Consider the following 13,890-nt stretch of genomic DNA (forward strand, 5'->3'; position numbering starts at 1 on the left):
TCCGCCGTCTCAGTCCGTCGCCGAGCGCTGCGCCGCCCGCAGCAGGTCCGCGATCCCCATGCTCTGGATGTCCGCCCCCTGCTCCGCCTCGCCCTCCGGAGCGCCGGCCCCGTCCTCGTCCCGTACACCCTCGTCGGCAGCCGCCGCCAGCCTCAACAGCTCGTCCAGCAGGCCCGTTTCGCGCATCCGGACGATCGGAATGGAAGCCAGGGTGTCGCGGATGGCCTTCTCCTCGTCGTCGGGTGCGCCGAGCGCCGCGCTCTCCGGGGCCAGCTCGGACAGCAGGTACTGGGCGAGGACCTGGGGGTCCGGGTAGTCGAAGACCAGCGTCGCGGGCAGTCGCAGGCCCGTCGCGGCGCTGAGCCGGTTGCGCAGTTCGATCGTGGTCAGCGAGTCGAAGCCGAGGTCCTTGAAGGCTCGGTCCGCCTCGATCGCGCCGCCTCCGGAGTGTCCGATGACCGCGGCGGCGTGCTCGCGGACCACGTCGAGCAGCAGCTCGCCCCGCCGCTCGTCGGGCAGCGCGGCAAGGCGTACCGACAGGGGTTCCTCCGCCGCCTGCTCGTTTCCGGAGGACACCGCCGCGGCTCTGACCGCTCGCCGCGTCGGCACGCGGACCAACCCCCGGTAGATCGGGGGCAGTTCGTCGCCCGACGCCGCCGCGAGCGCGTCCAGGTCCATCGGCAGGGGCACCAGCGCGGGCTCGTCGAGCGTGGCCGACGCGTCGAACAGGGCTAGCCCGGTCTCGGCGGTGAGCGCCTTGGCCCCCTTCTTCTCCATGCGCCGCAGGTCCGCCTCGGTCAGGTCGCCGCCCATGCCGGCACCCGTGCCCGCGCCGTCGCCCGCGCCGTCCAGTGCCCACAGGCCCCAGGCCAGCGACTGCGCGGGCAGGCCCTGGGCGCGGCGGTACTGGGCCAGGGCGTCCAGGAAGGCGTTGGCCGCCGCGTAGTTGCCCTGTCCCGCGCCGTCGACCACGCCGGCGGCCGAGGAGAAGAGCACGAAGGCGGCCAGGTCGGCGTCGCGGGTCAGCTCGTGCAGATGCCAGGCCGCGTCCGCCTTGGGCCCGAGGACCCGCCCCACGCGCTCCGGGGTCAGCGCCCCGAACACGGCGTCGTCCAGTACTCCGGAGGTGTGCACCACCGCCGTCAGCGGATGCGCGTCCGGTACGCCGTCGAGCAGCTCGGCCAGCGCGCTCCGGTCGGCCACGTCACAGGCGGCGACACGGACGTCCGCCGCCCCCGACTCCCTTAGCTCCTGCACGAGTTGGCCGACTCCGGGAGCGGTGTCGCCGCGCCTGCTGACCAGCAGCAGCCGGTTCGCCCCGTGCCGGGTCACCAGGTGGCGGGCCAGGCGGGCGCCCAGGGCTCCGGTGCCGCCCGTGACCAGGACCGTGCCGTCGGGGTCGAGCCGCCGGGGCATGGTCAGGGCCAGCTTTCCGGTGTGCTTGGCCTGGCTGAGGTGGCGGAACGCGTCCGGGGCCCGCCGCACGTCCCATGCCGTGACCGGCAGCGGCCGCAGCGCCCCCGACTCGAAGAGCGCCATCAGCTCGCCGAGCATCTCCTGGATGCGGTCCGGGCCGGCGTCCATCATGTCGTACGCCGTGTAGACGACCCCCGGGAACTGTTCGGCGATCTCCGCCGCTTCCCGCAGATCCGTCTTGCCCATCTCCACGAACCTGCCGCCCCTGGGCAGCAGCCGCAGCGACGCGTCGACGAACTCCCTTGCCAGCGAGTTCAGTACGACGTCCACGCCCCGGCCGTCCGTGGCGTCCAGGAACGACTCCTCGAAGTCGAGCGTCCGGGAACCCGCGATGTGCGCGGAGTCGAGACCGAGGCCGGTCAGCGTCTCCCACTTGCCGGGCGACGCCGTGCCGAACACCTCGGCGCCGAGGTGCGCGGCGACCTGCACGGCCGCCATGCCCACGCCGCCCGCCGCCGCGTGTACGAGCACCCGGTCGCCGGGGCGGGTCGCCGCGAGGTCGACCAGGCCGTACCAGGCGGTGAGGTAGACGAGCGGCACGGTCGCCGCCTGCTCGTAGGTCCAGCCGCCGGGGACACGGGCGAGGAGTCGCCGGTCCGTCACGGCCACCGGGCCGAAGGCGTTGGTGAAGATGCCGAGCACCGGATCGCCCGGCCTCAGGTCCGTCACCCCGGAGCCGACCTCGATGACCGTGCCCGCGCCCTCGCCGCCGATCTGGCCGCCGCCGGGATACATGCCGAGCGCGACGAGTACGTCACGGAAGTTCACCCCTGCCGCGCGGACCGCGACCCGCACCTCGCCCGCCGCGAGCGCCGCTCCCGGCTCGTCCGCCGGCACCAGGGCCAGGCTGTCGAGGGTGCCCGCGCCGCTTCCGGTGGCCTCCAGCCGCCAGTGCGCCGCGTCGTCCTGCGGGGGCACGAGGCCGGTGCCGGAGGCCGCGGTGCGCAGCCGCGCCGCGTAGACCTCGCCGCCGCGCACGACGGCCTGCGGCTCGTCCGCCGCGATGACGCGGGGCAGGGCGCGCACCGCGTCGTCAAGAGCTTCCGCGCCTGCCGTGCCTGCCGTGCCTGCCGTGCCTGCCGTGCCTGCCGCACCTTCCGTGCCTGCCGCGTCCAGGAGCAGCAGCCGGCCGGGCGCCTCGGACTGCGCGGCCCGCACCAGGCCCCACACCGCCGACGCCGCGAGATCGGTGACGTCCTCGCCGTCGAGGGCCACCGCACCGCCGGTGAGCACGGCGAGCCGCGCCGCACCGAACCGCTCGTCGGCCAGCCAGGACTGCACGGCACCGAGCACGCGAGACGTCAATTCGCGCGTCTCGTACGGGACTTCACCGTCGCCCCCGGAGGCGGAGAAGAGAACAGTGGCGGGCAGCGGCAGGGTGCCGGACTCGACGGCCGTACCCAGCGCCGCCAGGTCGGGGAACCAGTCGGCACCCCGCTCCTCGCCACCGACCCAGGCGACGGCAACCCCGTCGGCCGACCCATCTGCCTGCCCGTCCGCCTGCCCGGCAGCCGCCGCAAGCGGCTCCCACGCCAGTCGGAACAGCGAGCTGTCGAGCGCGGAAGGCTCCGCCAACTGCCCTGCCGACACGGGCCGTCCGACCAGAGAACGTATCGAAAGGACCGGCCTCCCCTCACCATCAGCGAGCCGCATCGACGACACGTCGGAACCGGCCTCGCGGCTCAGGCACACCCGGAGCGTCGCGGCCCCGCCGGCGTGCAACGACACCCCGCCCCACGAGTACGGCAGCAGCGTCTGACCGCCGTCGTCGAGCAGCGCCTCCGCGTGCATCGCCGCGTCCAGGAGCGCGGGGTGCAGCCCGAACCGGCCGGCGTCGGCGCCGTCGGGCAGCGCGACCTCGGCGAAGATCTCCTCGCCGCGCCGCCAGGCGGACCGCAGGCACTGGAAGGCCGGGCCGTACGCGTAACCCCGGCCCGCGAGCCGCTCGTACGCATCCGTCACGTCCACCGCCTCGGCGCCCGCGGGCGGCCACTGCGCGAGGTCGGCCGCCGGTTCGACGAGCCCGGAGGTCAGCGTCCCTTCGGCGTGCCGGGTCCAGCCCTGTCCGGGCGCCGCGTCGCCGGGCCGCGAGTGGACGGTGACCGAGCGGTCACCCGCCTCGTCGGCGGCGCCCACGACGACCTGCACGGCCACACCACCGCGCTCGGGCAGCAGCAAGGGCGCCTGCAGCGTCAGCTCCTCCAGGACGTCACAGCCGACCTCGTCACCCGCGCGGATCGCCAACTCCACGAGCGTGGTCCCGGACACGAGGATCTTGCCGAGTACGACGTGGTCGGCGAGCCAGGGCTGGGTCTGGAGCGAGAGGCGTCCGGTCAGGACCACGCCACCGGTCTCCGCCAGCGTGACGGCCGCGCCCAGCAGGGGGTGATCCGCGCTGTCCTGGCCGATCGACGCCGCGTCGCCGGTGGTGGCGGGGGACTCCAGCCAGAAACGCTGACGCTGGAAGGCATAGGTCGGAAGATCCACGTGAGGGCGTTGTCCACCGCCGAAGAACGCGGACCAGTCCACGGGTACGCCGCGCACGTGGGCCGACGCCAGTGCGGTCACCGCCTGACGGGGCTCGTCGCGGCCCTTGCGCAGGAGCGGATGGAAGACCACGTCGGAGGCGCCTGACGGCAGGCAGTCCTGGCCCATCGCCGAGAGCACGCCATCCGGACCCAACTCCACGAACGTCGACACCCGTTCGGTGAGTAGTGTCTGGACGCCGTCGTGGAAACGGACGGCCTCGCGGACATGCCGCACCCAGTACTCCGGCGACGCCAGATCAGCAGCCGTCGCCAACACACCCGACACGTTCGACACCACCGGGATACGAGGTTCGGCGAACGTCAGACCCTCCGCAACCCTGCGGAACTCGTCCAACATCGGCTCCATCCGCGCCGAGTGGAAAGCATGACCCACATTCAGCCGCTTCACCTTCCGACCCCGACCCCGCAACACCTCAGCGACCGCATCCACCGCCGCCTCATCACCCGAGACCACAACCGCCGAAGGCCCATTGACCGCAGCGATGCCCACCCCCTCGGACAGAACCTCGCGAACCTCATCCTCAGTCGCCTGCACCGCCGCCATCGCACCACCAGCAGGCAACGCCTGCATCAACCGGCCCCGCGACACCACCAGCCGAGCCGCATCGGGAAGCGACAGCACACCAGACACATGCGCCGCCACCAGCTCCCCCACCGAATGCCCCAGCAGGAAATCAGGGCGCACACCCCAGTGCTCCATCAACCGGAACAGCGCCACCTCCACCGCGAAGAGCCCCGCCTGCGTGAACTCCGTCCGATCCAGGGCCTCTTCATCACCCCACACCACATCCCGCACCGAACCGTCGCCGCCCAGGTGCACCTCCAGCTCCGCACACACCGCATCAAAAGCATCGGCGTACACAGGGAAGGCCTCATACAACTCCCGGCCCATCCCCAACCGCTGACTCCCCTGCCCCGTGAACAGGAACGCCACCAGACCCCGAGACACGCTCCCCCGCACCACATCCGCCGACTGCCCGCCCTCGGACAGTGCGGTCAGGCCGCGTACGAAGTCCTGGGGGCGCTCCCCGACCACCACCGCGCGGTGGTCGAGGGCCGCGCGGGAGGTGGCCAGTGCGTGGGCCACGGTGGCCGGTTCGGTCGTCGTGGGGTCGGTCGCGGACCAGAGGCGGGCCGCCTGGGCCCGCAGGGCCTCGTTCGTGCGGCCGGAGAGCAGCCACGGCACCGGCGTGGTGGCGGGGGCGGGGGCGGGCCGCGCCTCGACGGGCTCGGGCGTTCGGGGCTGCTCCAGGATGATGTGCGCGTTGGTGCCGCTGACGCCGAACGAGGAGATGCCGGCCCGCAGCGGGCGGCCCTCCGTCTGCGGCCACTCCTGTGCCTCGGTCAGGAGCCGGACGCCGCCCGCCGACCAGTCGACCTCGGGGGTCGGCTCGTCGACGTGCAGGGTCTTCGGCAGGATGCCGTGCCGCATCGCCTCGACCATCTTGATGATCGCGGCGGCTCCGGCGGCGGCCTGTGCGTGGCCGATGTTCGACTTGACCGAGCCGAGCCACAGTTCGCGTCCTGCCGGGCGGTCCTGGCCGTACGTCGCGAGCAGTGCCTGCGCCTCGATCGGGTCGCCCAGCTTCGTGCCCGTGCCGTGCGCCTCCACCGCGTCCACGTCCGCCGGGGTGAGGCCCGCGTCGGCGAGGGCCTGGCGGATGACGCGTTCCTGGGAGGGGCCGTTCGGGGCGGTGAGGCCGTTGCTCGCGCCGTCCTGGTTGACCGCCGAGCCGCGGACCACCGCGAGGACCTTGTGGCCCAGGCGTTCCGCGTCGGAGAGGCGCTCCACGAGGAGCATGCCGACGCCCTCGGACCAGCTCGTGCCGTCGGCGGACGCGGCGAAGGACTTGGAGCGGGCGTCGGAGGCGAGCCCGCGCTGCGCGCTGAAGTCGACGAACGTCTTCGGGGTGGACATGACCGTCACGCCGCCCGCGAGCGCCATCTCGCACTCGCCGGAGCGCAGCGCCTGGATCGCCCAGTGCAGCGCCACCAGGGAGGAGGAGCAGGCCGTGTCGACGGTGACGGCGGGGCCTTCGAGGCCGAAGGTGTAGGCGAGCCGGCCCGAGGCCATGGAGCCCGCGCTGCCGATGCCGAGGTAGCCGGTGAGTTCCTCGGGCGCCGCGGCCAGGCGTGTCGCCCAGTCGTGGTACATCACGCCCGCGAAGACGCCCGTGCGGCTGCCGCGCAACGACAGCGGGTCGAGTCCCGCGCCTTCGACGGCTTCCCAGGTGGTCTCCAGGAGCAGCCGGTGCTGCGGGTCCATGGCCAGCGCCTCGCGGGGGCTGATGCCGAAGAGCGCGGGGTCGAAGTCGGCGGCGTCGTAGAGGAATCCGCCCTCGCGGACATAGCTCTTGCCGGGCTTTCCGGGCTCGGGGTCGTAGAGGTCGTCGACGTCCCAGCCGCGGTCGTCGGGGAACTCCGCGATGCCGTCCTGGCCCTGGGCGACCAGCCGCCACAGGTCCTCGGGGGACGCGACCTTGCCGGGGAAGCGGCAGGCCATGCCGACGATCGCGATGGGTTCGTCGGCGGCGGCCACTGTGGGCAGCGGGGCCGCTGCGGCTTTCCCGGTGTCGAGGGCCTTCGCCTGGATGTACGCGGCGAGCGCGCGGGGCGTCGGGTAGTCGAAGACCAGCGTGGCGGGCAGCCGGAGGCCGGTCGCGGAGTTGAGGGCGTTGCGCAGTTCGACGGCGGCGAGGGAGTCGAATCCGGCCTCGCTGAAGGCGCGGTCGGGGTCGACGTCCTGCACGCCGTCGTGCCCGAGGGCCTCGGCGACGCGCACCCGGACCAGGTCGAGCACGGCCCGGTCGCGTTCGCCGTCGGAGAGTCCGGCGAGCCGTCCGGCCAGCGCGGAGGTGGCGTCGGCGGTGCCGTTGGCGGCGGTCCTGCGGGTGGCGGGGGCGGCGGGGAGCAGGGTCCGCAGCAGTGCGGGGACGGCGTCGGTGCGGCGGCGCAGGGCCTTGGTGTCGACGGCCAGGGGCAGCACGCAGGGGGCGCCGAGGCCGAGTGCCCGGTCGAGCAGGGCGAGGTTCTCGGCTACGGAGAGCGCGGCGAGGCCCGAGCGTTCGGCGCGGCGCAGGGTGGTCTCGTCGAGGCGGGCGCCCATGCCCCCGGCGCCGCCCCAGAGTCCCCAGGCGAGGGAGGTCGCGGGGAGTCCCGCCGCGTGCCGCCGCTCGGCGAGGGCGTCGAGGAAGACGTTGGCGGCGGCGTAGTTGCCCTGCCCGGCCGCGTCCAGGGTGCCGGCGCCGGAGGAGAACAGCACGAAGGCCGTCAAGTCCGCCATTTCCGCGGTCAGTTCGTGGAGGTGCCAGGCGGCGTCGGCCTTGGGGCGGAATACGTCGTCCACGTCCCGGGCGGTCAGCGAGCCGACCAGGCCGTCGGCGACGGTGCCCGCCGTGTGGACCACCGCGGTCAGCGGATGCTCGGCCGGGACGGAGGCGATGAGCGCCGTGAGGGCGTCCCGGTCGGAGACGTCGCAGGCGGCGAAGGTGACCTCGGCGCCGGATTCGCGCAGCTCGGCGCCGAGTTCGGCGGCGCCCGGCGCTTCGGGGCCGCTTCGGCTCGCGAGGAGCAGGTGGCGTACGCCGTGTTCGGTGACCAGGTGCCGGGCGACGTGGGCGCCGAGGCCTCCGGTGCCGCCGGTGATCAGGTGGGTGCCGGTGGGGTTCCAGGGGGCGGGGCGCGGGTCGTCCGGGACGGGGGCGTGTTCCAGGCCCGGCGTGAGGACGGCTCCGTCGCGCAGGGCGCACTCGGGTTCGCCGGTGGCGAGGGCGGCGGCCAGGGTGTCCGCCGTCAGCGGGGCTTCGGTGGCGTCGGGGTCGGTGTCGACCAGGACGTGGCGGCCGGGCTGTTCGGCCCGCGCGGCGCGCACCAGGCCCCAGAGCGGTGCCGTCCCGGGGTCGGACTGTGCGCCGGGCGCTGTCGCCACGGCACCCGATGTGACCACGGCGAGGCGTGCCGCCGAGAAACGGTCGTCGTCCTGCCACTGCCGCAGCAGGTCGAGGAGGCGGGTGGTTGCGGCGCGGGCGGCGGTTGCGGGAGAGCCCTCAGCCGCCGGGGCCGCCGTGAACGGCGCCACCACCACATCCGGTACCCGCGCACCCCCCGTGATCGCCTCGCCCAGCGCCGCGAGGTCCGGGTACCCGGACATGCCCGCGCCGGGCTCACCGGCGCCGAGCACCGCCCAGTTGCCGGGGGCCGTCACAGCGGGGCCGTCGAAGGGTGCCCACCGCACCCGGTACAGCGTGTCCTGCCGCGTACGGCGGGTGGCGCGCAGGCTGTCGTCGGTCAGCGGGCGTACGGCGATGGAGCCGACGGAGGCCACGGGTGCGCCGGTGGCGTCGGCGAGGACGGCGGTCACCGAGTCGGGGCCGAGGCGGGACAGGCGTACGCGGAGGGAGGTGGCGCCGGAGGCGTGCAGGGCGACGTCGCTCCAGGCGAAGGGCAGGCTGGTGCCCTGCTCGGCGCCGGGCGCGGTGAGGAAGGCCATAGCCTGGAGCGCGGAGTCCAGGAGCGCGGGGTGCAGTCCGTACCGCTCCGCCTGCGCGCCGGTCGTCAGCTCGGCGAAGGCGACCTCGGCGAGGACGTCGTCGCCGTCGCGCCAGACCGCCCGCAGGTTCTGGAACATCGGCCCGAACTCGTAGCCGTCCGCGGCCTGTTCGGCGTACAGACCGGAGATGTCGACCGGCCGTGCGCCCGGCGGCGGCCAGGCGCCGGAGAGTCCGTCCGGCTCCGGCTGCCCCGGGTCGGCCGGGGCGAGGGTGCCGGAGGCGTGCCGCTCCCAGGCGTCGTCCTCGTCGGCGCGGGCGAAGACGTCGACGGGCCTGCGGCCGGACGCGTCGGGCGCGCCGACGGCGACCTGGAGGGTGATGTCGCCGCTGTCGGGCAGCGCGAGCGGGCTGTGCAGGGTGAGTTCCTCAAGGGTTCCGCAGCCGACCTCGTCCCCGGCGCGGACGGCGAGCTCCACGAACGCGGTGCCCGGCAGCAGCACCGTGCCGGAGATGACGTGGTCAGCGAGCCAGGGGTGCGAGCGGGCGGAGACGCGGCTGGTGAGGACGGAGCCGTCGGACCCGGCGAGGCCGACGACGGCGCCGAGCAGGGGGTGGTCGGGCCTGCCGAGGCCCGCGGCGCCGACGTCCGCGTCCGTGCCGGGGTCGAGCCAGAAGCGGCGCCGCTGGAAGGCGTACGTGGGCAACTCGATGCGCCGGCCGCCGTGCCCGGCGAAGAACGCGGCCCAGTCCACCCCAGTGCCCCGGACATGCGCGGCGGCAAGGGCCGTGACCAGCTTGCGCTCCTCGGCGCGCCCCGCCCGCAGCACGGGTGTGAACACGGCGTCGGAGTCTTCGGGCAGGCAGTCGCGGCCCATGCCGGAAAGGACGGCGTCCGGGCCGAGTTCGAGGTACGTGGTCACGCCGTCGGCGGCCAGCGCCCGCATCGCGTCGAGGAACCGCACGGGCTCGCGCACATGGCGTACCCAGTACTCGGCGTCGAACCGCGCGTGTTCCCCGGTCAGCGCCGACACGACCGGGATGCGCGGCGCGTGGTGGGTCATCGCGAGGGCCAGCTGCCGGAACTCGGCGAGCATCGGCTCCATGAGCGGCGAGTGGAAGGCGTGCGAGGTGTTCAGGCGCTTGTGCCTGCGGCCGTCGAACGCGGCGAGCACGGCGGCCACCGCGTCCTTGTCGCCCGAGACGACCAGGGCGGAGGGGCCGTTGACCGCCGCGATGCCGACGCGGTCGGTGAGGTGCGGGGTCACCTCGTCCTCGGTGGCCTCCAGGGCGACCATCTCGCCGTCGGCGGGCAGCTCGGCCATCAGCCTGCCGCGCGCGCCGACGAGCAGCGACGCGTCCTCCAGGGAGAGGACGCCCCCAGCGTGGGCGGCGGCCAGCTCACCGACGGAGTGTCCGGCGAGGCGGTCGGGGACCACGCCCCAGGACTCAAGGAGCCGGAACAGTGCGACCTCTACGGCGAACAGCGCGGCCTGGGCGTAGTCGGTGCGGTCGATGAGGTGTGCGTCGGCCGTGCCCTCGTCCGCGAACAGGACGTCCAGGAGGGGCACTTCGAGCTGGATGTCGAGGTAACCGGCGGTCTCGTCCAGGGACTTGGCGAAGACGGGGAACGTCTCGTAGAGCTCCTTGCCCATGCCGGTCCGCTGGCTGCCCTGCCCGGTGAAGAGGTGGGCGAGCCTGCCGCCGGGGGCCGTGCCCCGCAGTACGGCGGCGGAGGTGTCGCCGTCGGCGAGCGCGGTCAGCGCGCGCCGGGCCTCCTCGTCGTCGGCGGCGACGAACGCGGCGCGCACGGGCAGGGCCGCCCGCGTGGTGGCCGCCGAGTACGCGAGGTCGGCCACGGACACGGGCTGCGCGCCGTCGAGCAGGGCGCGCAGCCGGCGTGCCTGGTCGCGCAGGGCGGCCTCGCTCTTCGCGGACACGACGACGGGGGCGGGGGCGACTCGGTCCGCCGGCTCCGGCTCGGCCCCTTCGATGTCGTCCGTCGGCGGCTGCTCCAGGATGACGTGGACGTTCGTGCCGCTGACGCCGAAGGAGGAGACACCGGCGCGGCGCGGCCTGTCCTCGGCGTCCGGCCACTCCTGAGCCTCCGTCAGGAGCCGTACGGTGCCCGCCGACCAGTCGATGTGCGGGGACGGCTCGTCGACGTGCAGGGTCTTGGGCAGCACGCCGTGCCGCATCGCCTCGACGACCTTGATGATGCCGGCCGCGCCCGCGGCGGCCCCGGTGTGCCCGATGTTCGACTTGACCGAGCCGAGCCAGAGCGGGCTCTCGGCCGAACGGCCTTGTCCGTAGGCGGAGATGAGCGCCTGCGCCTCGATGGGGTCGCCGAGTTTCGTGCCGGTGCCGTGCGCCTCCACGGCGTCCACCTCGGTGGCGCTCAGGCCCGCGTCGGCGAGCGCCTGGCGGATCACCCGGCGCTGGGCGAGGCCGTTGGGCGCGGTGAGTCCGTTGCTGGCGCCGTCCTGGTTGACGGCGGAGCCGCGCACGACCGCGAGGATCCGGTGTCCGTTGCGGCGGGCGTCCGAGAGGCGTTCCAGTACGAAGACGCCCGCGCCCTCCGCGAAGTTGGTGCCGTCGGCGGCCGCGGCGAACGCCTTGCAGCGGCCGTCGGCGGCGAGGCCGCGCTGCCGGCTGAACGTGGTGAACGTACCGGGACTGGTGATCACGGTGACGCCGCCGGCCAGTGCGAGGGAGCATTCGCCGCGGCGCAGCGACTGCACGGCCAGGTGCAGGGCGGCGAGCGAGCCCGAGCAGGCGGTGTCGACGGTCAGGGCGGGGCCTTCCAGGCCCAGGGTGTAGGCGACGCGGCCGGAGACGACGCTGGGCGCGGTGCCGGTCATCAGATAGCCGTCGAGTCCGTCGGGCGCCTCGTGGACGCGGGGTCCGTACTCGTGCGGTTCGACGCCGACGAACACCCCGGAGTCGCTGCCGCGCAGCGGGGCCGGGTCGATGCCCGCCCGTTCAAGCGCCTCCCAGCAGGTCTCCAGGAGGAGCCGCTGCTGGGGGTCCATCGCGGTGGCTTCCTTCGGGCCGATCTCGAAGAAGTCCGCGTCGAACTCGGCGGCGTCGGGCAGGAATCCGCCCTGGCGTACGTAGCTGGTGCCGACGGTGGCCGGGTCGGGGTCGTAGAGCTTGTCCAGGTCCCAGCCGCGGTCGTCGGGGAAGCCGGTGATGACGTGGGTGCCTTCGGCGACCAGGTTCCAGAGTTCGCCGGGCGAGCGGACGTCTCCGGGGTAGCGGCAGCCGATGCCCACGATGACGACGGGCTCGTCGTCGACTCCCTTGGCCCGCACGGGGATCGGGGTCTCGTCCGCCTCGGGGAGTCCGAGGAGTTCGGCGCGCAGATGCCGGGCGAGCGCGGCCGGTGTCGGGTGGTCGAAGCCGATCGTGACGGGCAGTTCGGTGCCGGTGCGGGCCACCAGGCGGGAGTGCAGCTCCACCAGGACGAGCGAGTCGAGCCCCAGGTCGCGGAAGGCGCGCTCGGCGTCGACCGCGGGGTGCGGGTCGCCGGGGCGGGCCTTGCGCAGGGCGGCCGCCGCCTCCGCGCGCACCAAGTCGAGCAGGACGCCGTGCTGCTCGGGGGCGGACAGCCCGGCGAGGCGCCGGATGTTCAGGGGCTCACTCATCTGCGTACTCCATACAGGGGCTGGGGCGGCTCGACGACGGGGCCACGGGGCGGGGGCGGCTCGACGACTGGGGCCGGAGGACGGGGGCGGCTCGACGACGGGGGCCGCGGGGCGGGGGCCCGCGGCGGCCGGGGGCTACGGACGGCTGGTGACGCGGTCCGCGAGCGCGGCGCGGTCGGCCTTGCCGTTGACGGTGAGCGGGATCTCGTCGATGACCGCGATGTCCTGCGGCACCATGTACGCGGGCAGCGCCTCGCGGCAGAACTCGCGCACCAGGTTCCTGTCGAACGAGGAGGCCGCCGCCGGGTTCATGGCGACGAAGGCGTGCAGGGCGGGGTCCTGGCCGTCCCGCGGCACCAGGAGTGCGACGGCGACGCCGACGCCGGGGAATTCCAGGAGCCGCCGCTCGATCTCCTTGAGCTCGACGCGGTTGCCCCTGATCTGCACCTGGGAGTCGACGCGGCCGCGGAAGTACAGCTCGCCGCCGGCTCCCCGGTAGGCGAGGTCGCCGCTGCGCAGCACGAGCCGGCCGGAGCGCGGGTCGAGCGGGTCGGGGACGAGTGCCCGGCCGGTGGCCTCCGGGTCGTCCCAGTAGCCGGTGAACAGGGAGGGCGCGCGGAGGTAGATCTGCCCGTCGACGCCGGGCTCGGTGACGGGGCGGCCCGCGTCGTCGAGGAGGGTGGCGTCGAAGCCGGGCAGCGGGAAGCCGATGGAGAGCCGCTCGGTCTCCTCGGGGAGCGGGGACGGCACCTCGGTGAAGGAGCAGGCCATGGACTCGGTCGCGCCGTAGCCGTTGGTGATCCGCACCTTGGGCAACAGGCCCTGGAGGCGGCGCAGTTCGGGCAGCGGGAAGTCCTCGCCGGTGAACAGGACGCCGCGCAGCGCGTCGAGTCCGGCCAGCATCTCCGGTTCGTGGCGCAGCACCGGGCGCCAGATGGAGGGGACGCCGTCGACCTGGGTGACCTCCGCCTCGCGCAGGAAGGCGAGGAAGCGGCGCGGCCAGTTGAGTTCGCGGCGCGGCACCGGCACGAGCGTCGCGCCGCTGCCGAGCGCGAAGCCGATGTCGAAGAGCGCGAAGTCGAACTGGAGCGGCGAGGTGGTGGCGACCCGGTCCTGCGGTGTCAGGAGCCCTTCGCCGAGGAGCGCGGTGAACAGCGCGATGACGGAGCGGTGGCTCATCACCACGCCCTTGGGCCGGCCCGTGGTGCCCGAGGTGAAGATGATGTACGCCGCGTCGGTGTCCACCACCGTGTTCCGGTACCGGACGCGGGGCTCGGGGGCCCGCTCGACGAGGACCCCTTCGGGACCGAAGCGGGCGGTTGCGACCGGCTCCGGTATGCCTTCGCGGCAGCCGTCGGAGGCCTGGACGAACAGCGCGGGTTCGGCGGCGTCGATGACCGCGATCAGGCGCTTGGCGGGGGTCTCCGGGCTGACCGGGATGAACGGCAGGCCGAGCCGGGCGCAGGCGAGCAGCATCGCGACGGCCGACGCCGAGACGTCGGACTCCAGGACGACACGGTCGCCGACGTCGAGGCCCAGCTTCGCCAGCTCGGCGGCGTACGCGTCGACGCGCTCGGCGAGCCCGCCGTAGGTCACCGTGACGAGGCCGCCGGCGGCGTCCCGCTCGACGACGGCGGGCCGGTCCGGTGCATTCGCTCCGGCAGCCAGCAGAAATCCGCAGATATTGCTGCTCACCTGAAATCCCCCTTGACGGCCTGCACTGCGCTGAGG

Annotated in this window: 1 protein-coding gene and 1 pseudogene; both read right to left on the reverse strand. The window is 74.2% G+C overall.

What is annotated here, in order from left to right; genetic code table 11:
- Positions 1–9 precede the first annotated feature (9 nt).
- Positions 10–12,141 (reverse strand): annotated as a pseudogene (locus tag ACIBKX_RS18970) (SDR family NAD(P)-dependent oxidoreductase); the annotation flags it as partial.
- Between the two features lie 153 nt (positions 12,142–12,294).
- Entirely contained in the window at positions 12,295–13,854 is a 1,560-nt protein-coding gene (locus tag ACIBKX_RS18975) for an AMP-binding protein (protein WP_363275246.1), read from the reverse strand.
- Positions 13,855–13,890 lie beyond the last annotated feature (36 nt).

Origin of the sequence: Streptomyces sp. NPDC050658 (assembly GCF_044457025.1) — a bacterium.
In the GTDB taxonomy this organism is placed as follows: domain Bacteria; phylum Actinomycetota; class Actinomycetes; order Streptomycetales; family Streptomycetaceae; genus Streptomyces.